We start from the raw sequence: 23,223 nt of genomic DNA, 5'->3' as shown, positions 1-23,223 counted from the left end.
TCCCTAAAGGATGGCTATTTTTTTATATATTCTCTGTTATAACACTTGGTTATGCTGAGAATAACCTTATAATACATCTTGATTGTTAACTAGATTTTATAAAACGTAGCAAGGCAAATTAAATGCAAGAAAGCGTGATGAAAGCGTGGTGGGATTCCTCGCACATGGCAGGTGCCAACGCTGCCTATGTTGAAGAGTTGTATGAAACCTATTTAGAAGACCCACAAAGTGTCTCTGAAAATTGGCGACAAATCTTCGATAACCTCCCAAAAGTCGATGGCGTAGAGTTAGAAACAAATCATACAACTATTAAGAATCAATTTAGGCAACTTGCTGCGTTAGGGCCCACAGCCCGCATGTCTAGTCCGTCTGTACCCTCTGCAAACGTTTCAGATGACAGGCAAGTTAAAGTTCTACAATTAATCAATGCATTTCGCTTCCGCGGCCATCAACATGCGAATCTCGATCCGCTGGGATTATGGCAACAAGAGCGTGTGCGCGATTTAGAGCTTTCTCATCACAGCCTTTCTGAAAAAGATTTTGACTCGGTATTCAACGTTGGTTCTTATGCTATAGGTAAAGAATCAATGCCCCTTGGCGAGTTGTTTAAATCACTGAACAGAACTTACTGCGGCTCTATCGGTGCAGAGTACATGCACATTACCGATACGGAGCAGAAGCGTTGGTTACAGCAAAAAATCGAATCTGTGCAAGCGAAGCCAGAGATTTCTCGTGACGAAAAGCTGGGTATTCTTAAAGGGCTAACTGCTGCTGATGGTATGGAAAAATACTTGGGGTCTAAATTCCCAGGTGCAAAGCGCTTCTCTCTTGAAGGCGGCGATGCACTTATTCCAATGCTTAAAGGCTTAATCACTAAGGCGGGTGCTGCGGGTACCAAAGAAGTGGTTGTCGGTATGGCTCACCGCGGTCGACTAAATGTATTAGTTAACGTGCTGGGTAAAAATCCATCTGTATTGTTTGACGAGTTCTCAGGTAAGCACGATGATTCGCTAGGCGCAGGTGACGTTAAGTACCACGCGGGTTTCTCATCAGATTTTGCAACGCCTGGTGGCAATGTTCACTTGGCGCTAGCGTTTAACCCGTCACACCTTGAAATTGTAAACCCTGTAGTAATGGGTTCAGTACGTGCTCGACTTGCACGTCGTAACGATGACACTAACACAGTGCTTCCTATTACAATTCACGGCGACTCGGCCATTGCCGGGCAGGGTGTAGTACAAGAAACCTTCAACATGTCGCAAACGCGCGGCTTTGCGGTAGGTGGTACTGTTCGTATCGTGGTAAATAACCAAGTTGGTTTCACTACGTCGAAAACGGAAGATACTCGCTCAACGCAATACTGTACTGATATTGCTAAAATGGTTCAGGCGCCAATATTCCATGTGAATTCTGACGACCCAGAAGCGGTTGCTTTTGTTACGCAACTTGCGCTTGAGTACCGCAACAAGTTTAAGAAAGACGTGGTAATTGACCTAGTTTGTTACCGTCGTCATGGTCACAACGAAGCGGATGAACCTAATGCTACGCAGCCGTTGATGTACCAAAAAATTAAAAAGCACCCAGTTCCACGCGTACTTTATGCCGACCAGTTAATTGCTGAAGGTGTCATCGAGCAACGCGATGCAGATCGCTATCTTGAAGAGTATCGTGAAGCACTTGATCACGGCGCGTGCGTTGTAGAAGAATGGCGCCCTATGACGGAGCACAGTGTTGACTGGTCGCCGTATCTAGGTCACGACTGGGATACACCATACGACGGTGCACTTTCGGTTGAGAAGCTTAAAGAGCTTGGTGAATCGATTACGACTATTCCTGAAGAGCACAAGCTTCAGTCTCGTGTAAACAAGCTTTACCAAGACCGCAAAGCTATGGTAGCTGGTGAGAAAAAACTTGATTGGGGTATGGCTGAAAACTTAGCTTACGCTACTCTTGTTGATGCAGGTGAAGATATTCGTATTACTGGTCAGGATTCTGGTCGCGGTACTTTCTTCCATCGCCACGCTGTGCTTCACAATCAAAGTGATGCTGCTACTTATATGCCTCTGCAGCATATTCGTGAAGGACAGGGCGAAATTGAAATATACGATTCTGTACTTTCTGAAGAAGCGGTTATGGCATTTGAGTATGGTTATGCGACTGCAGAACCAACCTGCCTAACTATTTGGGAAGCACAGTTTGGTGACTTTGCTAACGGTGCTCAGGTTGTTTTCGACCAATTCTTAAGTTCTGGTGAAGCGAAGTGGGGCCGTTTGTGTGGTCTTACTGTTTTACTTCCTCATGGCTATGAAGGCCAAGGCCCAGAGCATAGCTCAGCACGTTTAGAACGTTTCTTGCAAATGTGTGCTGATCACAATTGGCAAGTGTGCGTGCCTTCAACACCGGCACAAGTTTACAACATGCTTCGTCGCCAAGTTGTTCGCCCAATGCGCAAACCACTTATTGTGATGTCGCCTAAATCATTATTACGTCATCCGATGGCCGTATCTTCGTTAGAGGAATTAGCTGAAGGCAAATTCCATAACGTAATTGATGAAATTGACGATATCGATCCTAAGAACGTTAAACGCGTTGTTATGTGTTCAGGCAAGGTTTACTACGATTTATTAGACCAACGCCGTAAAAATGAACAAACAGACGTTGCAATCGTTCGTTTGGAGCAACTTTACCCATTCCCACAAGAAGAATGCGCTAAAGTTGTGGCACAATACAGTCACGTAAAAGATTGGGTTTGGTGTCAAGAAGAGCCTCAAAATCAAGGCGCTTGGTACTGTAGCCAACACCACTTCTGGCAAGCAATTCCAGATGGTGCAAAATTAACATATGCAGGCCGTGATGCATCCTCGTCACCTGCAGTAGGTTATGTATCCGTTCACAACCAGCAACAGAAAGCCCTGGTTGAAAACGCACTCACAATTAAATAAGGAACAGTAATGACAATTGAGATAAAAGTTCCGGTTCTACCTGAGTCAGTTGCCGATGCCACCATTGCAACCTGGCACGTAAAGGCCGGTGACGCAGTTAAACGAGACCAGAACCTGGTTGATATTGAAACTGATAAAGTAGTTTTAGAAGTTGTGGCGCCAGCGGACGGTACAATTGGTGAGATCTTAAACGAAGAGGGTGCAACAGTTTTAGGCGAGCAAGTTATTGCTAAATTAGAGAAGGGGGGCGCTGCTGCTTCTTCTGAGCCAAAAGCTGACGGTGAATCTAAAGAAGAGTCTAAGTCTGAATCTGCGCCGGCTGCGTCTGGTAAAGCTTCAGATGTTAAAGTACCTGTTCTTCCTGAGTCAGTAGCTGATGCAACCATCGCCACTTGGCATGTAGCAGTGGGTGAAGCAGTTTCTCGAGACCAAAATCTAGTTGATATCGAAACTGATAAAGTAGTACTTGAAGTTGTTGCTCCTGCAGACGGCTCTCTTGCTGAAATCATTGCAGAAGAAGGCGCGACTGTAACAGCTGAAGAAGTGATTGCTAAATTTGTAGAAGGCGCTGCAAGCGGTGCCTCTGCACCTGCAGCAACTGCTGATGAAGACGATAGCGATGACAGCAGTGATGCACTTAGCCCGTCTGTGCGCCGTTTACTTGCCGAAAAAGGCGTTGACGCAGCTAAAGTAAAAGGCACAGGTAAAAACGGTCGCATTACTAAAGAAGACGTAGAAAAATACCTTAAGGGCGGTGACAGCTCAGCAAAGGCTGCATCAGCAGCCTCTGAATCTGTTCCAACAGACCTGCCAACCGGCAACCGCACTGAAAAGCGTGTTCCTATGACACGTCTTCGTAAGACTATTGCTAACCGTCTTCTTGAAGCGAAGAACTCTACGGCTATGCTAACAACGTTTAACGAAGTTAACATGAAGCCTATTATGGACCTTCGTAAGCAATATCAAGATAGCTTCGAAAAGCGTCACGGTATTCGCCTTGGTTTCATGTCTTTCTACGTGAAAGCGGTAACTGAAGCACTTAAGCGTTTCCCTGAAGTAAACGCGTCTATTGACGGTGATGATATCGTCTATCACAACTACTTCGACGTATCTATTGCTGTATCTACACCGCGCGGTCTTGTTACGCCAGTATTAAAAGATACTGACACACTAGGCATGGCGGGTGTTGAGAAAGGAATTAAGGAACTAGCACTTAAAGGTCGTGACGGTAAGCTGTCATTGGCTGAACTACAAGGCGGTAATTTTACTATTACCAACGGTGGTGTGTTCGGTTCACTAATGTCTACGCCAATCATTAACCCGCCACAAAGCGCTATCTTGGGTATGCACAAAATCCAAGACCGTCCTATGGCAGTTAATGGCAAAGTAGAAATTCTACCAATGATGTACCTAGCGCTTTCTTATGACCACCGTATTGTCGATGGTAAAGAATCAGTAGGGTTCTTGGTAACCGTTAAAGAGATGCTAGAAGATCCAACACGTCTACTTCTAGACGTATAAGACTTTCGTCTCACGGAATTGTGGTTAGGGGTTAAGCGTGTGAATGCTAGCTTAGCGCCTAACACAACGCTGATATTTGCCCTATAATATCAGTCAAACTAATCAAGTCGCATTTGCGGCTTTTGTCTCATAAAAAAATCGGATAGAAACACCATGAATTTGCATGAATACCAAGGTAAGCAGCTATTCAAAGAATACGGTTTGCCTGTTTCTGAAGGATACGCAGCAGACACTGCTCAAGGTGCTGTAGAAGCCGCTGACCGAATTGGCGGAGAAGAGTGGGTAGTTAAGTGTCAGGTACACGCGGGCGGTCGCGGTAAAGCTGGCGGTGTAAAGCTAGTTAAAAACAAAGACGACATTCGCGCTTTCGCTGAAAACTGGCTAGGCAAAAATTTGGTGACTTTCCAGACTGACGAAAATGGTCAGCCTGTGAGCAAAATCCTAGTTGAATCTTGCACAGATATCGCTAACGAGCTTTACCTTGGTGCAGTAGTTGACCGTACAACCCGTCGCGTTGTATTTATGGCATCTACTGAAGGTGGCGTTGAGATTGAAACTGTTGCAGAAGAAACTCCAGAAAAAATTCTTAAAGCTGAAATTGACCCAATTGTAGGTCCTCAGCCTTACCAAGCACGCGAGATGGCGTTTGCTCTTGGCCTTTCTGGCGTTCAAATTAAGCAATTCACTCAAATCTTCCTTGGCCTAGCTAAGATGTTTGAAGAGCTTGACGTTGCGCTTATCGAGATTAATCCGCTAGTTATTAAAACTGACGGTAATCTACACTGCCTAGACGCAAAAGTTGGTATCGATGGTAACGCACTATATCGTCAGCCTAAGCTTAAAGACATGCAAGATCCTTCACAAGAAGACGCGCGTGAAGCTCACGCGGCTCAGTGGGAACTCAACTATGTTGCACTAGACGGTAACGTAGGTTGTATGGTTAACGGTGCAGGCCTTGCGATGGGTACAATGGACATCGTTAACCTACACGGTGGCAAGCCTGCTAACTTCCTAGATGTTGGTGGCGGCGCGACTAAAGAGCGTGTAGCTGAAGCATTTAAAATCATCCTTTCTGATGACAACGTTAAAGCAGTATTGGTTAATATCTTCGGTGGTATCGTACGCTGTGACATGATTGCAGAAGGTATTATCGGTGCAGTTAAAGAAGTTGGTGTAGAAGTGCCAGTAGTTGTACGTCTTGAAGGTACCAATGCAGAGCTTGGCCGTGACGTTCTAGCGAACTCTGGTCTTGATATCATTGCTGCTGAATCGCTAACTGATGCAGCGCAGAAAGTTGTTGCTGCAGCGGAGGGCAAATAATGTCTGTATTAATTAATAAAGATACTAAAGTAATTTGTCAGGGTTTCACTGGCGGTCAGGGTACATTTCACTCTGAACAAGCAATTGCTTACGGTACGCAAATGGTTGGTGGTGTTACACCAGGTAAAGGCGGTACTGAGCACCTAGGTCTTCCAGTATTTAATACTGTACGTGAAGCGGTAGAAGCAACTGGCGCAACTGCGACAGTTATCTACGTACCAGCTCCATTCTGTAAAGATTCAATCGTTGAAGCTGCAGATGCGGGTATCGAGCTAATCGTATGTATTACTGAAGGTATTCCAACGCTAGATATGCTTTACGTTAAAGAATACGTTGAAGCGAAAGGCGTTCGCATGATTGGTCCAAACTGCCCAGGTGTTATCACTCCTGGAGAGTGTAAAATTGGTATCATGCCTGGTCACATCCATAAGCCTGGTAAAGTGGGTATTGTCTCTCGCTCTGGTACACTTACGTACGAAGCGGTTAAGCAAACTACTGACGAAGGTTTCGGCCAGTCTACTTGTGTTGGTATCGGTGGCGACCCAATTCCTGGTTCAAACTTCATCGACATCCTTCAGATGTTCCAAGACGATCCTCAAACAGAAGCTATCGTAATGATCGGTGAGATCGGTGGTACTGCAGAAGAAGAAGCGGCTGCGTTCATCAAAGAGAACGTGACTAAGCCAGTTGTTTCTTACATTGCTGGTGTTACTGCTCCTCCGGGTAAGCGTATGGGTCACGCTGGTGCAATCATCGCAGGCGGTAAAGGTACTGCTGATGAGAAATTTAAAGCACTAGAAGACGCAGGCGTTAAAACAGTACGCTCACTTGCTGAAATCGGCAAGGCGCTTCGCGAAACTACAGGTTGGTAAGCTAAAGCTTATTAATGAATTTGAAAGCCCGCTTTAAGCGGGCTTTTTTATATGTAGTAACTCAACCTTGATTTCGTTTGAATTTCTAAATAACTTGCAATCGTATTCACATTGTTATGATTATGTTTATGAGTAATCTTAGCGAGCTAATCACTTTACGGAAAAACTGCCTTATGAAACACACCGCACTAATATGCCTGGCTTCATTGTTTTCATGCCCAACTCTAGCTGATGAGTACTTAACTTTTTTTATGGCTGGGCAATCAAATATGGACGGCTATGGGTATGTTTCCGAACTTCCGAATGAACTAGCAAAAGACCAGGAAGTGATGATTTTTCATGGCAATGGCGTTTTCGATAATCAAGAGAATGGCGGTGTAGGGAAGTGGGATACGCTAAAACCCGGTCACGGTACAGGCTTCAAATCTGACGGTAACTCAAACACACTGTCGGATCGCTTTGGTTCAGAATTGACATTTGCTGAGTCAATTCAAAAGCAGTACCCGGGTAAAAAAATTGCGATTATAAAGTATGCGGTAGGCGGGACTGGACTTGCGCTTAATACAGGTTACAGCAACTGGTACCCAAACTTCACAGAAGGTAAAGGTCATAATCAGTATGACTTCGCGCTAGAATCTATTAACAATGCTTATTCTATAAACGACATTAATGGAGATGGCGAGTCAGATACGCTAAAACCTATGGGTATTATTTGGATGCAAGGTGAGGCAGATGCCCATGCAAGCGAAGAATCAGCCAATGCATATCTAAATAATCTCACTTCTTTAATGCAGTTATTCCGTGCAGCGTTAAGAACCGATGATTTACCTGTTGTTATCGGCAAAATCACCGATTCCAAAATGGGCGACGAGGATATTATGCCTTACATAGAAAGGGTGCATTTAGCGCAGCAGCTTTTTGTTGAGTCAGACAGTTGCGCTACTTTTATGTCTAACACTGACACATACTCATACGGCGATGACCCTTGGCACTATACCAGTGAAAGTTTTATTCAAATGGGGAAAGACTTTGCGTTAGCTTATAAGCAAGCCGCAGAAAAATGTGGTGGGAAAGCGCAATAATATGATTCTTAAACGCGGGTTGTTTTCTCTAGCTGTATTGTTTATTGCTTGCTTCAATGCCTCTTTCAGCAGTTTTGCATCAGATAAAGAGGTTCCTTTTCAAAATGACTGGCTAAAGGCGCATTATCAACAGCGATTAGCGCTTTTCTCTACTCAGCCATTAGAAAAAGGCGATGTTGTTTTCATTGGTGATAGTTTGACAGAGTTAGGTGCGAATTGGGCTGTCAGGTTTAAGAATCTAAAAATAAGAAATAGAGGTATTGCGGGAGATACAACATATGGTGTGCTCGCTCGACTAGATGAGTTAGAAAGTAGTCAGCCTTCAGCAGTCTTTATTCTTATCGGTATCAACGATATTTTTAATCTTTTTTACGAACAGCAAATAGAAAGATTGTCGGAAACGGCTGGAAACATTGAAAAGATTACCAGTCGACTGAACAATTCGCTTCCAAATACAAAAATTTTTGTTCTTGGTCTTTTGCCAGATCATCGAGACTTTATTACAGTAATGGCAAAAGAAGTAAATAGACAAATATCATCAATCACGAATCCTAATTTTACTTTCTTAAACCTTCATGACCAATTTACAGTGGATGGTGTAATGAATCCAAAGTTAACAACAGATGGAACACACTTGAATAGAGAGGGGTATCAAATTTGGAAAAATGAATTGTTACCTCATTTGGATGACATTCAATGAAAACGATTTGTTTATTAACATTACTTTTGATTTCAAGCCTTCAACTAGCCCTTGCCGATTTGACTTATCCAGACGGTAACAAGAAGGCGATTATTTTTAGCTTCGATGACGGTTTAGTACAAGATCACAGGCTAGTTGAACTGTTAAATAAGTATAATATTGTCGGGACATTTAATTTAAGTTCCGGATTACTAGCTAAGGATGCATTTTGGCTTGAAAACATCCTTGGCTCACCAGGCCAATATATAAAGCACGGTCAAGTATCTGCGTTGTACGGCGAGCACGAAATAGCGGCGCATAGCTATTCACACCCCGTGCTAACTGATCTTAACGCCAACGAAGCAAAAATAGAGATATCTAAGGACAGAGAGCTTTTAAGCAACATTGCTTCATACCCTGTCAATTCGTTTGCTTACCCCCTTGGTGGTTACAATGAGGCTGTAATGGAGTTAGTAAAAAGAGCTGGTTTTACCAATGCGCGTACAGCAAAGAACACGTATAGTTTCAGTTTACCTACCGACTTATTTAAATGGCATCCCTCTGCGCATCATAGTGACGCTTTACCATTTGCGAAAGAATACACTAAGTTAGAAACTGACGAACTTACCGTATTTATGGTATGGGGCCATTCTTGGGAATTTGACCAAAATCTCCCCAATAACAATTGGGATTATTTTGAGTCACTACTTCAGATATTGTCTGAAAGAGACGACGTCTGGTATACCACTACAGGACAATTTGCCGCGTTTTACAATACCAATCTTTAGCCTATGCGATGGCCCAGTGCATAGGTTTCTTTACTAACAACTCTGTAACTTAAAAGCCTATTTTCATCGAATGTTGTTTCTTAGTAAGGTGTAATTAATTTACATAAACCTCTGTAACGCGGTTTATTTAGTCTTTATGTTGTAAAATTACATCACTATAATGTTTGCGTTTGTTAAATTGGTGTTGCATAAATTTTATTGAATACGTATGCAGGCAATTGTGCAAACCTCAGCTCCTCTATAGCATTGTCCCCGTGAGATGTATTGTCATTTATTTGTCATAAGAACAACAAAAAGACAACAACTATAACCGTATGGGACACCCGTTTTATGAAACAATTTAAACCCAACTTAATTAAAGCTGCGCTTATTTCAGGCGGTATGGCGTTTGGTAGCGCACCTGCACTTGCTCAAGAATCAAATACTGATGCTGTTGACGAAGAAAGCCTTGAAGTTATTCAAGTTAGTGGTATTCGCGGCAGCCTTCAGCGTGCACAAGCAATTAAAATGGACAACACGTCTATTGTTGAAGCGCTATCTGCTGAGGACATCGGTAAGCTACCAGATACAAGTATTGCAGAATCAATAGCTCGTCTTCCTGGTCTAGCTGGTGAGCGTCGCAATGGTCGTACTAGTGGTATTTCTGTACGTGGTTTCAATGAAAACTATGTAGGGACAACGCTGAATGGGCGTGAGCTTTTAGGTATGGGTGACAACCGTGGTGTTGAGTTTGACCTTTATCCAACAGAAATTGTTTCAAACATCCTAGTATATAAGACACCAGAAGCGGGTCTTATGACTCAAGGCATTGGCGGTACAGTAGACATTCAAACTGTAAGCCCGTTAAACGCACAAGAAACCGTAGCTATTAATGGTTCTTATGAGAAAAACCAACAAGATGCGGGTAACCCTGATTTCGATAACAATGGTCATCGTTTGTCATTTAACTATGTAGACCAGTTTGCAAATGATAAATTGGGCGTAGCATTAGTAATTGCCGATATGGAATCGCCACGTCAAGAACAGTATTTCCGTGGTTGGGGGTATGCACCTGCTAATCCTGATAATGCTGCTGATGGCGTAGACGTACCTGAGGGTACAGTAATTCTTGGTGGTCACGATTCATATACACGTTCTGCCATGCTAGAACGTACGTCTATTGCGGGTGTTATTGAATATGCACCTTCAGACAATCTTAAATTGCAATTCGATGCACTATATATAGATTTTGAAGAGAATGACGCACGTCGTGGTGTTGAAGAAGGTGGTGCTGAATGGGGCACAGGCGCTTACACCATCACTGGTGTAGAAGATGGCCTAGTCACTTCGGGTTACTATGACGGTTTCTTCTCTGTTATTCGTAACGATTCTCGCCAACAAGAAGCTGAGCTCACTACATTTGGCCTAAATGTCGAGTATATTATTAATGACAATTGGACAGCAACGCTAGATATATCTACAGGTGAAGTAGACAAAACTATTACTGATATAGAGAGCTATTCAGGCGTGGGACGCGCAGGTATTGATGGTCGTCCTCTTACACCACGCGCATGGGCAATGACATCTACAGGTGCGGTTTACAGTGATCATCCTACTCTGGATAGTGTCGATTTAGCAGATCCCAACTCAATCTACCTAGCTGGCCCGCAAGCTTGGGGTGGTTCACTAACTCCAGTAGAGCGCTTCCAGGGCGTAGAAGGATTTGGGCCTAATACAGCACAAGATGGTTTTGTTAATGAGCCAATCTTTGAAGAATCACTTGATGCAGTTCGTCTTGATCTAGAAGGTTTTGTTGAATGGGGAATCTTTACAAAGCTCACAGCTGGCGTTAACTATCAAGAACGTGAAAAGTCTAAAGATAACAACGGCGCCTATCTAACCTCACCAGAATGGCCAAGCCAAGAGCTGGTTCCAAACCCAATTGGTACAGCGGATCTGAGCCACATTGGGATAGACGGTGTTATTGCTTATGATGGCCTTGGTTTATATAGAAGTGGCTATTACATCGAAACAGAAGCAGAGCTATTTGAAAATGGTCGCTTTGGTGACTCATACACTATTTCAGAAGATATCTTAACCGCATATGCAAAATTAGATATTGAAACTGAGATTGGCGATGTACTGGTATTTGGTAACCTTGGACTGCAAGTTGTTAACGTTGACCAGGCAGGTTCTGGCTTCAATACAACGACAGGGCCAACTGGCTTCACAGCAGTAACACCTATTTCTGATGGCGATTCATATACTGATGTACTGCCAACGCTTAATTTAAGTTTCGAAATTGCTGAGAATCAGTTTATTCGTACTGCATTAGGTAAAGTTATCAGTCGTCCGCGTATGGACGATATGCGCCCAAACAACACAGTTAGCTTTACATTTAACGATCAGCAAATTATTTCAACAAACGTTGCTAATGGTCCTTGGGCAGCAAGTGCTGGTAATTCACGACTTAGACCGCTTGAAGCTAATCAGTTTGATATTGCCTATGAAAATTACTTTGCAGACTCAGGTTATTTTGCAGCAAGTTTCTTTTATAAAGACCTAACTAACTGGCACGTAGCTGGCCAAACGGTTGGCGACTTTAGTGAATCTTACATTGAAGGTTTCCACGAAACTTCTGGTGAGACTGACATCAATAATGATGGCGTACTTGACGATAGCGATATTGTTCCACCAGGTACCTTTAACGGGATAGTAAGTTTCCGCGAAGACGGGCTTGAAGGATTTGTGCGTGGTTGGGAGCTTCAGGGTAGCCTGCCGTTTGACATGATCCACGATTCGCTTGAAGGTTTTGGTGTATTTGCAAGTGCAACATTCCTAGACGGTGAATTAGAAAATGGTGAAGCGGTACCGGGTCTATCTGAAGAGACCTACTCACTCACCGCCTTCTATGAGAGCAATGGCTTTGAGATTCGTGTGTCTGGTACCAAGCGTGATGCTTTTGCTACAGAAACTCGTGCAATCAGCCTATCGCTAGCTCCAATAGAGGACAACGGTGTTAAGCAGATAGACGCTCAGATTGGCTATGATTTCAGTGAATCTGGCATAGACTATCTTGAAGGCCTACGCGTTACGCTTCAAGGGCAAAACCTTACAGATGAGCCTACAGTTCGCGTTAATCCGGGCGATAGCCGTCAAATTACTGAGTTCCAAAGCTACGGACGTAACTTCTTACTTGGTTTCAACTACACGTTTTAAGTGGTTGTTGAAACAGCGCTTGCTAGGTGCAGGCGCATAAAAAAGTAATATTAAGAAAGCCCCAATTTACGCAATGTGTTGGGGCTTTTTGTTGTATACCAGCAACTGCCATGATAAGAAGTGGAGTCAGTGAGCTGCTAAAAGAATATGTGGTGACGGCAAGGTTATGATAAATCAAACGGTGAAAAATGTAGTTATTGTTGGCGGGGGAACTGCCGGTTGGATATCAGCAGCGGTAATCAAGCGTCTTATCGGTGAGGGCGTAAATGTAACATTAGTTGAATCTGAAGAGATCGGTACCGTTGGCGTTGGCGAAGCAACGATTCCTCCTATAATTACCCTAAACAACGTTATGGGTATTGATGAAAAAGAGTTCTTGCGAGAAACAAACGCTACAATGAAGCTAGCGATCAAATTTGAGAACTGGCGTGTGCAGGGTGAAAGCTATTTCCATACCTTTGGTGCAGCCGGAAAGAGCTATGCTTTTTGTCATTTTCATCATTACTTTAAACGTGCTCAAGAGTTAGGGCTTTCCGACTCAATCTGGGAATACGATTTAAACTACCTTGCATGTAAAGCTGGCAAATTTGCTCATATAAAGTCTCCAGACCCAATTATCGAAATGCCCTATGCGTACCATTTTGACGCATCGCTTTACGCACGGTTTCTTCGCAAAAAATGTGAAGCGATGGGTGTTACTCGTAGAGAGGGTATTATCGTTGATGTTAAACAAGATTCAAACACTGGCTTTATTACAGGCGTAACGTTGAAAGATGGAGCGCACATCGAAGGCGACCTATTTATTGATTGCTCTGGTTTTAAAGGGCTGCTTACACAACAAACACTAAATACAGGTTATGAAGACTGGTCTCATTGGTTACCGTGTGATCGTGCGGTAGCCATGCCATCAGAGCGCAATGAGCATACGCACCCGTATACCCGTTCAATTGCACATGCTGCTGGCTGGCAATGGCGTATACCTCTTCAGCACCGTAATGGTAATGGTTTAGTATATAGCAGCAACTATTACACCGATGATCAAGCGCTCGATATTTTGTCGAGCAATTTAGATACTAGGCCACTGGCCGATCCTAACTTTATTCGCTTTAGAACCGGAAGAAGGCGTAAGCAATGGAACAAGAATGTCGTTGCCGTCGGCCTTTCAAGCGGGTTTTTAGAGCCTCTAGAGTCTACTAGTATTCACCTTATTCAGTCTGCGGTGGTAAGACTGATTCATTTGTTCCCCCACGATGGCTTCAAGCAACATCAAATAGACGAATACAATAAGCAGTCTCAGCTTGAATATGAACAAATACGCGATTTCATTATTTTGCATTATCACGTTAACGAGAGAACTGACTCACATTTCTGGAAAGATTTACGAGAAATGGATGTACCAGACAGCTTAACGCACAAAATAGAGCTATTTAGAGAGTCGGGCAACCTGTTTAGAGAGCAAAATGATTTGTTCCTTGAAAGTTCTTGGTTGCAAGTACTTATGGGGCAGGGCGTTATTCAGAAAGATTATCACCCATTAGCGAACGCATTGTCGGAGCAAAAGCTTCAAGAACTTATGCAAAATATCAAACGCATAAAGAACGAACCTATAGATAAAATTGCTAGCCACGATGATTTCTTAAAACAGTTTTGTGGTTCATAACGCACTATGGATTAACTATTCCATATAGTCATTGCAAGGGGCGGTACCGCTAAGCATTATTCACTTAAACCCCAATAATGCTGATAAAACCAATTATGAGCAATGCCATGGTCGACTTTTAAAAACTGCCAACTTCCCCCACAACAGAGTAGGCGGGCCGCCTACAGATTCATTAAAAGCTCATAAAAACAATAGCTTCTACAGAATGTTTAAATTGTGTGTATGAAATGTTAATGAATACGTATGCATAGCATTGCTCCCTTTTTATACAAACCAGTAGTATTTGGTGTTCCATAAGAGGCATTTTTGGGTGTGGTATTCCTAAAAACGTCGATAATAAACAAGGATGGGACACCAATGAAAACATTCAAACCCAGCACTATCATGGCGGCCTTGGTCAGTAGCGGGGTCGCATTTAGTGCGTTTCCGCTCTATGCCCAAGAGTCACCAGACACACCCGCAGATGAAGTTGAACGACCGCAAGAAGATACCTTAGAGCGTATCGAAGTACGTGGTTTTAGTACCAGCTTAATCCAATCACTCAACCAAAAACGTTTCTCTGACACGGTTTCTGAGCAAATATCTGCAGATGACCTTGGCGGGCTCCCAGATGTATCTATGGCTGATGCACTGACACGTTTGCCAGGTATCTCGGCAGTTCGTACCGGCGGACAAGCAGCACAAATAAATATTCGCGGTTTATCAGGCGACTTTGTTTTTTCTACGTTAAACGGTAGAGAGCAGGTATCCACCAGTGGAAGTCGCGCTATAGAGTTTGACCAATATCCGTCTGAACTGATAAGCGAGGCAGCGGTTTATAAATCTCCCAAAGCATCGCTAATTGAAGGTGGTATAGCGGGTACGGTAGAACTAAAAACGGCATCACCACTGGCCATAGAAGAGCAGCATAAGTTCAGCGCCAACATGCGTGGTATGTATAACGATAGAGCATCTGAGATAAGCGATGCTACTGAGTACGGCCATAGATTGAGCTTTTCTTATCAAGGCAAGTTCCTAGACGATACCCTAGGTGTCTCATTGGGCTATGCCCGTCTATTCCAGCCAAGCGTCTCTACCCAGTTCATCGGTTTAGCTTATAACGGTCAGGTAGATGTTGATGGTCTAGAAGGGGATACCGACGGCCCGACAGATTGTCCAAACTGTGAACTCATTTCAGAAGGTTTTGAAATGCAGCACAAAGGTGGGGAAGAGACGCGCGATGGTTATATTGCTGCGTTCGAATGGGCGCCTATCGATACGTTTACTTTAAAAGCTGATGCATTTATCTCTAAATTTGATTCTGAAGCATTTGCTCGGGGCTTTCGCGTTAAGTTAGGCGGTATTAACGCAGGTATCACCAACCCGGTTGTAGTTAACAACAATGTAATCGGCGGTACTTTTTCTCGCACAGACAATAGCTTCACCCGTGTTGAATTGGTAAACGACGACAATCAAGATTTCGATAGTGTTACAAATTTAGGTGTTAATGCTAGCTGGGAGATATCGCCGGATTTAGCGGTTCAGTTTGACCTATCTCGTTCAAGTGCTGAAAGTGACTTTAGAAATGGCTTGTTATGGTCGCTTGTAGGCGAAGATGCGACAGTTGCCAACTCAGTGTTTGATGAAAACGTTCAAATATCATATTTGCTAAACGGCTTAAATCTGCCCGATATTGGTTTTAATCAAACTGATGCCTTTACTGATTTAGACCGCGTCATGGTGAGCAAGTACGGTATCTATCCATTTGAAAACAAAGATGAGCTAGATGCATACCGTGTCGACTTCCAGTATTACGTAGACGTACCAATCATCTCTGGTTTTGAATTTGGGTATCGTTATTCAGATCGGGAGTACAACAACGATCGCTCTGTCTTTGAATACGGTAATGACAGTGCCTTTTCAGTCAGTCAACCGCCGCTTCAGCTAACGTCTGAAATGGCCGAGCAAGTAGATTGGAGCGGTGACTTTGGATATTTCCCAAGCTATTTATCAGTGGATTTAAACAGTGCGCTTAATGCCTGGTTCCCAGAAGGTAGACCGCAGCCTGTTCAAACATGGGGGCCGGGAGCTGCTGGGGTTATTAATGGCCCAGGAACAGGCCCGGCGACAGCGTGGACACTACAAGAAAGCGGTGATGTATTTGAAACCGTAAACTCCGCTTACTTAATGGCAAACATCAATACCGAAATTGGCAGTATTCCTGTTACAGGTAATATCGGTGTTAGATACGTTAAAAGCAAGCAAAGCTCAACTACACTGCAGCGTGCTACCCAGCTTATTCAAGACTTAGAAACGGGTACGTCAGTTGAGGTAAGCGACCCAACCGCAGGCGCACAAAACATTACAGATGACGTAGGGCTCATCAATAATTTTTACCGTCCAGCGTTAATCAGCCACGAGTATTCAGATGTACTGCCCTCTATTAACCTGAACTTTAAACTAAACGATGATACTCAGCTTCGAGTAGCGGCAGCAAAAGTAATGGGAAGAGCGCCAATTAACCGTTTTGCGGCGAATGCGTCTACTACTATTGAAACAGTTACTGCGTTCCAAGACAGAGACTCAGGTGAAATCACGCTTTCAAACCCAACAGCGAGGGTCAGTGGTAATGCCCGTAATAGCCCTTACTTAGAGCCGTTTTACGCTACACAGTACGATGTGTCATGGGAATATTACTTCTCAGATACAGAAGGGGCTTTGGTTGTGGCGGGTTTCTACAAAGACATTGAGTCATTTGTAGAAGACATTGAAATAGAGCCTTATGACTTTGAAGCAAACGGCATAGTCATTCCAGACAACGTAAGCGTTCCAGTCTACTTAACCCCAGAATTTGCAGGGCAAGAAGCTGAACTAGCAAGGGATGAAAACGGCGATCCTATCTTTGTTACTGTGCCTACAGAAAATGGTAGCTATAGCACTGCGGTAAATAACGCAGAAGGTGGCTACATTAGAGGACTAGAAGTCGCCTACACGCAAATTTACAGCATGCTACCTGGGTTATGGTCAGGTTTAGGGGTTAGCGCAAGCTACTCTTATACAGAAAGTGAAATTCAGCGCACCCTTGGCGATGGCGTTTATGCCGCTAATTTACCAGGGCTATCTGAAAATGTCGCAACAATAACCGTTTTCTGGGAGTACGAAGGGTTTGAAACTCGCCTGTCTAGTCGCTATCGCGATGCCTTCGTATCTCAGCAAGTAGCGGTTAACGATCAGGTTGTTAACTTTGATGACGAACTGGTAATCGATTACCAAGCGTCTTACGAAATTAACGACAATTGGAGCGTTCTGTTTCAAGTAAACAATCTAACGGATGAGCCAACCAAAAGCTATTTCGCATCACAAGAGCAAACCGGCACTATTCAGTACTTTGGCACCCAATATTACCTAGGGATGACATACCAGCTATGAAAAACAACATCTTAGGTAATTTATTTGGCGACGCACAAAAACGTTCAGTTGCCAAAAATAGCGAAAATATTCAGGAGAATTTTATGTTTACTAAAAAGAAAGTAGTGCGGACAGCGTTACTTTTAGTAGGCGCTTATACACTTACAGGTTGCGGTGGATCTGACGTAGAGTCAGGCACAAACGATTTGCTTACCTGTGAAGTGCCCAATGTACCTAATGCAGCAGGAACGGCCTGCGAGCCGCCGCCTCCTATTCAATGTGACGCGCCGTTAGTTCCTAACGAAGCAAACGACGCGTGTGAAGCTGGCGCCGATCCGAGTCTACCTGCGCCTGTATTCACCCCTTCATCTAATCAAGCTGTGCTTTACTATAACCGCGCTGCGGTAGACGCGGATAATTCTAGTAACGACGCTGCTTATGAAGGATGGCGACTACATACTTGGAACAATGACGAATGTGATGCCTATGCTGACGCAGACACGGATTGGGCGAACGGTCGAATTCATAGCGGTATCGATCCGAACTATGGGGCCTATTGGATATTAGACCTTAAAGAAGGTTACGGCAGCTGTCATAACTTCATCATTCACAAAGGTACTGATGATGCAGGTAAAGAATTAGGGGGCGGTGACTTCCAAGGTTCATTAGTACAAGACGATGAAACTTTTGTGCGAATGAACTTTACTCTTTCGGGCGAGCCAACGATTTTTGAATTCCCGATCATGTCGCTTGGGCCACAGCCGGTTGATATAGAAGGCTTTGGTGCCCATTGGTTAGATGCAAACACCATTTTATGGGATGTTCCCGAAACTGTATCAGAAGTGAAACTTCACTATTCAGCTCAGGCTGATTTAGAGAGCACCCTAGAAGAGGGTATCAATGGTAATGAAGTAGCGCTAATGAGTACAACACTTACCGAAGAGCAATCTGCTCGCGCACCGCATTTATCTTCGATGCGGGCGTGGGGAGGAGACTGGTCGGTTGAAGATGCGAAAAGCGTACTCACAACTCAGGCCGTTGTTGGTGGATATGATGCAGACGGTGCACTTGTGGCCGCAACCGGTATTCAATTGGCAAACGCGATTGATGCACTTTACACCATGGGTGAAGATGATGCCGACGAGGCACAACTTGGCGGGGTTTATACAGACCAAGGTATTACCGCTGCGCTGTGGGCGCCTACCGCTTCGAATGTCGACCTTTTGCTTTATAACGATGATAAAACGTTAAGTCAGCGTATAGATATGGTACGTGATGACGCGTCAGGGGTATGGCGCTATGAAGGCGATATGTCGCTAGACCGTCAGCTTTATCGCTATGAAGTTACGGTATATCACCCTGTTACAGGTAACGTAGAAACCCTGCTTGTAACAGACCCATATTCTGTGTCGCTTAGCACAAACGGTCGTTTCTCACGCTTTGTAAACCTTGCCGATGAAGATTTAAAACCTGAGGGGTGGGATACTCACACCATTCCTACGGTAGAAAATTATGAAGACGCGGTTATTTACGAAGGTCACATACGTGATTTCAGCGTACGCGATATGTCTACTTCTGAAGAAAATCGTGGCAAATACCTTGCCTTTACCGAAGAGGGAACGGCACCGGTTGAGCACCTTAAAAAGTTGGTAGAGGCAGGGCTAACCTATTTTCATATCCTTCCGACGAATGACATTGCAACTATTGATGAAGACCCAACTAACACTGTTGATTTGTACGATACAGTGGGCAAACTTTGTCGCTTAAATAGCAGTGCTGCGGTATGTGAAGAAGAAAGCGCGGACACATTGTTGATGGATGTTTACAACGCTTACGACCCGTTATCACAAGCGGGTAAAGCACAGCAGTTGACTAATGACTTACGCAATCTAGATACGTTCAACTGGGGGTATGATCCTCATCACTTTAATGCGCCTGAAGGTAGCTATGCATCAAGTGCTGAAGGTGTTGAACGTATTGTAGAAATGCGCGCTATGATCCAAGCGCTGCATGAAATGGGACTTCGTGTTGCACTCGATGTGGTTTATAACCATACCAATGCATCTGGTGTTTTCAGTAAATCTGTTTTCGATAAAGCTGTACCAGGGTATTACCACCGTTATGAGGTAGATAGTGGGGCGATTGTTCGCGAAACTTGCTGCGATGACACTGAGCCACGTAATGTCATGATGGAAAAATTCATGGAAGACTCATTACTTATGTGGGCTGAACACTACAAGTACGATTCTTTCCGTTTTGACATCATGAGTCAGGCAACCAAAGATACCATGGTACGCCTTCGTGATGCTGTTCAAGCAATTGATGAAGACAATTACTTTTATGGCGAAGGTTGGACCAAAATAGACCGCGGTTACGAGCAAGCCAGCCAGCTCAATATGGCCGGTACTGAAATTGGTACTTATAACGATCGCATTCGTGAAGCTATTCGTCAGGGCGCTATATTTAGACCCGAAGATGACGGGCTGTTAAGTGCACAAGACCGTGTGAAAATGGGCATGATTGGTACGCTTAAAGACTATGTATTAGAAACCTCTTCAGGCAGTGCGGGTGCAACGAGTAACTTGGGCGGCTATGCAGAAGACCCAGCAGATATCATTAACTATGTGTCTAAGCACGATAATGAAACCTTGTGGGACCAATTAAATTACACACTTCCACAGGACATTACGTTAGAGCAGAGAGTGCGTGCACAAAATGTGGCTATGGGCATCAACCTAGTGTCGCAAGGTATTCCATTTCTACAAATGGGCGGCGACATGCTTCGCTCTAAATCAATGGACCGAAATACCTACGACTCGGGTGACTGGTTTAACTACGTAGATTTCACTTATCAGACTAATAACTGGAATGTAGGCTTGCCGTTAGCACAAGACAACGAAGCCCGCTGGGAAGAAATGGGTGAGTTTATTTACAACCCGAGCCGTGCGGCCTCTATGGCGGACATTATGTTTGCATCTGACGTATTCGCAGAGCTGCTAAACATTAGAATGGCCAGCCCCTTGTTTAGATTAACCTCGGCAGACGATATTATCGATCGTATTGGGTTTCACAATATTGGCGCACGCCAACAGCGTGGACTTATCGCAATGAGTATCGACGACGGTGTATCAGATAACAGCGAAGTATCTCGTCAAGACTTAGATATGATGAACGATGCGGTAATGGTTTTGGTTAACACGGGTTACGAAGAAAAATCTATCACTGTAAATACAGCAACGGGCTTTTCACTTCACGCAACACAAATGAACTCAGTGGATACCGCGGTGCGTGGTGCAACCTTTGTTGAGGGTGAAGACGGTAACGGCACCTTTACCGTACCTGCACTTACCATTGCCGTGTTCGTTAAGCCACAGTCTGGCGCACAAGGTTATGGTCTTTCAGCGTATGCAACATCTGGCGCGCCTGATGTAGTACCTTACGGAGATACCGTAGCGTATCTTCGCGGAGACATGAACGGGTGGTCAACAGATGATGCATTTACCTATCAAGGTGACGGTATATATACGGCTACTGCTGCGCTTGAAGGTGGTGTAACTTATGGGTTTAAGTTTGCGTCTGAAGATTGGAGTACTGTGAACTTCGGTGCTGCAGATGGTGAAGAAGGGGTGGTGATTGCCGGTGAAGAAAAAGTGCTTGCTCGTACAAATACAAATCTGTCGTTTACACCTGATATCAGTGCGACATACCTGTTTACCGTTGATGCATCAGACAGCGAAGCGCCTATATTAATGGTTGAAAACGAAGAACCCTACGTTGGAACGCCTGTGTACCTTCGTGGTGCAATGAATGGGTGGGGTACAGACAATGAATTCTCTTATCAAGGTGGTCGTATCTATACTTTTGCTCGAGATATTGAGCCTGGCACTTACGAGTTTAAAGTGGCGTCTGAAGACTGGAGTACAATTAACTTTGGTGCTTTGTCTGGCGACGATGCCGATCGGATTTTAGCACCGGGGCAAACTCTTGGGTTGGCTGCGAGTAATGACAATCTTGTTCTAAACATTGAAACTGCAGACCGCTATGTGTTTGTGTTCAACGTAACCGACTTAGACGCACCTACCATTGGTGTATTTAAAGAGGCGTTTTGGGGAGACACCCAAGTTTATATCCGTGGTGGTATGAACGGTTGGGGCGCAGTTGATATGTTTGAATATCAAGAAGAAGGCGTTTACACCGCTGATATAGAGTTAAGCGCAGGTAGCATTGAATTCAAAGTTGCCTCTGAAGATTGGTCGACGGTAAACCTTGGTAATCCTAACGATGCAGCGAGTAATGTTGTCAGGCCTAGTGAGCCAAAAATACTAGGGGCGAGCAATAATAATTTGATGATTGAAATTGCTGAATCTGGTCTTTACGAGTTTAAGGTTACCGGGCCCGATGGTAATGAACCCATGTTGACTGTCACGATGAAGTAAATGCTTATCAGATGTTTCAATTAACGTTTAAACGTTAATATTCTAAAAACCGCGACTTCGTTCGCGGTTTTTTCTTTTTGGCATATCTCTTGATTCTCTTATAGGATAGGCAAAGTCGAGGTGGTCATACCAGATAAATGTCAACGTGTTTACAAGGAGAGAGCGGATGAAAAGTGCATTAGTTGTAGAAGGTGGCGCTATGCGCGGAATATTTGCATCTGGCGTACTAGACAAATTTATGGAGCGAGACTATTACCCTTTTGACTTTACTTTAGGCGTGTCCGCTGGGGCGACAAACTTATCGACTTACGTTTCTAAAATGCATGGTTTGAGCAAAACTATTATCACCCAATATGCAACAAAGCGAGAGTTTTTTAGTCCGCTTCGATTCATCAAAGGGGGCCACATGACAGACGTTCACTGGTTATGGCACCACTCAAAGCAATCAATGAATATTCCAGCCCCAGGCGAGAAGAGCTGCATGCCTTTGTACGTGGGTATCACCAATGCCAATTCTGGTGAGTGTGAATATATACAAGCTACCGAAGATAACGTAGATGATTTAATGGTAGCTTCTTGCGCACTTCCTACTGCATATAGGGATGAAATAATCATTAACGGTACGCGCTATTTAGATGGCGGAGTTGCTGATGCGATACCTGCTATCCAAGCGTACCAAATGGGGGCGAAGGATATTACGGTCATCCTTTCTCAACCACTTGGTTTTACTAAACCAGAAGTTAAATCAGTATGGTTAATGCACAAAATGTATGGCAGTCAGCCGGCTCTTTTAGCAAAAATGCTTCAGCGAGCTGCTATCTATAATAGAACTCTCGATTTTCTGAACAACCCACCTGACGATTGCCAAATTCGAATTATAGCGCCAGACAAGGCTTTTTGCGTGAAACGTCTCACAATGGATAAGAAAAAGCTACTGCGTGGTTATGGGCAGGGTAGGCGCATGGCAAGACGCCATCTTAAAGCCCTGGACTTTGCCGAGGCAAGTATCAGTCGAAAGACAGCGTAGCGCGTAGCGTTCGCTAACATTTAGGATCTGTATTAATTTAGCAACACAAGAAAGCAGAAGCTCGGATTTTATCCGAGCTTTTTTTTATTTATATTAAAGTTCACAAATAACAGCTACTTATTGTGTGACAAATTGGCGACACATGCATTACCTCATAGGTTCTCTTTATCTCTAATCACCAATTTTTTAGTCTTCGAACAATCTGAATCACTCGACTTAACATTTACTATCATCGACACCTGAACCAGTGCGGCCTTAATAAAACTGTTATAACTATCTGATACAAAGTGTATTTATACAGAATTAATTGC

The 23,223-nt window shown here is 43.9% G+C and carries 12 protein-coding genes; all 12 read left to right on the top strand.

All coding sequences use genetic code 11. From position 1 onward, the window contains the following. Positions 1-122: 122 nt before the first annotated feature. The 12 genes from KL866_RS13770 to KL866_RS13715 all read left to right on the top strand — a co-directional run bounded on the left by KL866_RS13770 (position 123) and on the right by KL866_RS13715 (position 22,912). The gene (locus KL866_RS13770) at positions 123-2,942 is read left to right on the top strand and encodes a 2-oxoglutarate dehydrogenase E1 component (protein ID WP_025255206.1); all 2,820 of its coding nucleotides are present in this window, start codon (positions 123-125) and stop codon (positions 2,940-2,942) included. Between the two features lie 9 nt (positions 2,943-2,951). After that, on the top strand, positions 2,952-4,463 hold the full coding sequence (odhB, locus tag KL866_RS13765) for a 2-oxoglutarate dehydrogenase complex dihydrolipoyllysine-residue succinyltransferase (RefSeq protein ID WP_025255207.1): 1,512 nt from the start codon (positions 2,952-2,954) through the stop codon (positions 4,461-4,463). A gap of 153 nt (positions 4,464-4,616) precedes the next feature. Then, complete coding sequence (gene sucC, locus KL866_RS13760; protein ID WP_025255208.1) at positions 4,617-5,783, top strand: ADP-forming succinate--CoA ligase subunit beta; 1,167 nt, start codon at positions 4,617-4,619, stop codon at positions 5,781-5,783. Then, a complete protein-coding gene (sucD, locus tag KL866_RS13755; protein ID WP_025255209.1) occupies positions 5,783-6,655 on the top strand; it encodes a succinate--CoA ligase subunit alpha in 873 nt (290 codons plus the stop codon). The genes sucC and sucD overlap by 1 nt, the downstream gene beginning before the upstream one ends. Positions 6,656-6,828: 173 nt before the next feature. After that, positions 6,829-7,737 carry a sialate O-acetylesterase gene (locus KL866_RS13750; RefSeq protein WP_025255210.1) on the top strand — a complete coding sequence of 303 codons (909 nt, stop codon included), beginning with the start codon at positions 6,829-6,831 and terminating at the stop codon, positions 7,735-7,737. 1 nt (position 7,738) lies between these two features. Then, a complete protein-coding gene (locus KL866_RS13745; protein WP_025255211.1) occupies positions 7,739-8,437 on the top strand; it encodes a GDSL-type esterase/lipase family protein in 699 nt (232 codons plus the stop codon). Further along, complete coding sequence (locus KL866_RS13740; protein WP_025255212.1) at positions 8,434-9,204, top strand: polysaccharide deacetylase family protein; 771 nt, start codon at positions 8,434-8,436, stop codon at positions 9,202-9,204. Before KL866_RS13745 ends, KL866_RS13740 begins: the two co-directional genes overlap by 4 nt. A 330-nt stretch (positions 9,205-9,534) precedes the next feature. Next, complete coding sequence (locus KL866_RS13735) at positions 9,535-12,402, top strand: TonB-dependent receptor (protein WP_025255213.1); 2,868 nt, start codon at positions 9,535-9,537, stop codon at positions 12,400-12,402. Between the two features lie 166 nt (positions 12,403-12,568). After that, the gene (locus tag KL866_RS13730) at positions 12,569-14,062 is read left to right on the top strand and encodes a tryptophan halogenase family protein (protein WP_214995517.1); all 1,494 of its coding nucleotides are present in this window, start codon (positions 12,569-12,571) and stop codon (positions 14,060-14,062) included. A gap of 357 nt (positions 14,063-14,419) precedes the next feature. Further along, positions 14,420-17,470: a TonB-dependent receptor gene (locus KL866_RS13725; RefSeq protein ID WP_214995515.1), complete on the top strand. Its 3,051-nt coding sequence runs from the start codon at positions 14,420-14,422 to the stop codon at positions 17,468-17,470. Positions 17,471-17,553: 83 nt separating this feature from the next. Next, positions 17,554-21,885: an alpha-1,6-glucosidase domain-containing protein gene (locus KL866_RS13720; protein WP_214995519.1), complete on the top strand. Its 4,332-nt coding sequence runs from the start codon at positions 17,554-17,556 to the stop codon at positions 21,883-21,885. 166 nt (positions 21,886-22,051) lie between these two features. Further along, positions 22,052-22,912, top strand: a complete 861-nt coding sequence (locus KL866_RS13715; protein WP_214995513.1) for a patatin family protein — start codon at positions 22,052-22,054, stop codon at positions 22,910-22,912. Positions 22,913-23,223 lie beyond the last annotated feature (311 nt).

The sequence above is a fragment of the Alteromonas sp. ALT199 genome (genome assembly GCF_018619335.1).
Lineage (GTDB): Bacteria > Pseudomonadota > Gammaproteobacteria > Enterobacterales > Alteromonadaceae > Alteromonas.
The sequence above is the reverse complement of the archived record's forward strand: the minus strand, read 5'-3'. Positions and strand labels throughout refer to the sequence as shown.

Bases quoted from the DNA above. Each gene is read 5' to 3' on its own strand.
- KL866_RS13770 (WP_025255206.1), top strand. From the start codon at position 123: ATGCAAGAAAGCGTGATGAAAGCGTGGTGGGATTCCTCGCACATGGCA.
- odhB (WP_025255207.1), top strand. From the start codon at position 2,952: ATGACAATTGAGATAAAAGTTCCGGTTCTACCTGAGTCAGTTGCCGAT.
- sucC (WP_025255208.1), top strand. From the start codon at position 4,617: ATGAATTTGCATGAATACCAAGGTAAGCAGCTATTCAAAGAATACGGT.
- sucD (WP_025255209.1), top strand. From the start codon at position 5,783: ATGTCTGTATTAATTAATAAAGATACTAAAGTAATTTGTCAGGGTTTC.
- KL866_RS13750 (WP_025255210.1), top strand. From the start codon at position 6,829: ATGAAACACACCGCACTAATATGCCTGGCTTCATTGTTTTCATGCCCA.
- KL866_RS13745 (WP_025255211.1), top strand. From the start codon at position 7,739: ATGATTCTTAAACGCGGGTTGTTTTCTCTAGCTGTATTGTTTATTGCT.
- KL866_RS13740 (WP_025255212.1), top strand. From the start codon at position 8,434: ATGAAAACGATTTGTTTATTAACATTACTTTTGATTTCAAGCCTTCAA.
- KL866_RS13735 (WP_025255213.1), top strand. From the start codon at position 9,535: ATGAAACAATTTAAACCCAACTTAATTAAAGCTGCGCTTATTTCAGGC.
- KL866_RS13730 (WP_214995517.1), top strand. From the start codon at position 12,569: ATGATAAATCAAACGGTGAAAAATGTAGTTATTGTTGGCGGGGGAACT.
- KL866_RS13725 (WP_214995515.1), top strand. From the start codon at position 14,420: ATGAAAACATTCAAACCCAGCACTATCATGGCGGCCTTGGTCAGTAGC.
- KL866_RS13720 (WP_214995519.1), top strand. From the start codon at position 17,554: ATGTTTACTAAAAAGAAAGTAGTGCGGACAGCGTTACTTTTAGTAGGC.
- KL866_RS13715 (WP_214995513.1), top strand. From the start codon at position 22,052: ATGAAAAGTGCATTAGTTGTAGAAGGTGGCGCTATGCGCGGAATATTT.